Source organism: Mesorhizobium delmotii (assembly GCF_900149755.1).
GTDB lineage: Bacteria > Pseudomonadota > Alphaproteobacteria > Rhizobiales > Rhizobiaceae > Mesorhizobium > Mesorhizobium delmotii.
In genome coordinates this window covers 1-404 of record NZ_FUIG01000051.1, presented here as the reverse complement: position 1 = coordinate 404, position 404 = coordinate 1, and the positions used below count along the sequence as shown (strand labels likewise).

Annotated in this window: 1 pseudogene; it reads right to left on the bottom strand. The window is 60.6% G+C overall.

Annotated elements, in window-relative coordinates:
* Window positions 1-404, bottom strand: a pseudogene (gene groEL / locus BQ8482_RS29920) (chaperonin GroEL); the annotation flags it as partial.

Genomic DNA, 404 nt, shown 5'->3' with positions numbered 1-404 from the left:
TTGTTTTGGCCGACATTCTCGAGCTTGATGCCGAGGTCTTCGGAAATGACCTGGCCACCGGTGAGGATGGCGATGTCTTCCAGCATGGCCTTGCGGCGATCACCGAAGCCCGGCGCCTTGACGGCGGCGATCTTCAGGCCGCCACGCAGCTTGTTGACGACGAGCGTGGCCAGAGCCTCGCCTTCGACGTCTTCCGAGATGATGACCAGCGGCTTCGAGGTCTGGACGACAGCCTCGAGGATCGGCAGCATGGCCTGCAGGTTGGAGAGCTTCTTCTCATGGAGAAGGATGTAGGCGTCTTCCAGATCCGCAACCATCTTGTCGGCGTTGGTGACGAAGTAGGGCGAGAGATAGCCGCGGTCGAACTGCATGCCTTCGACGACTTCGAGTTCGGTCTCGGCGGT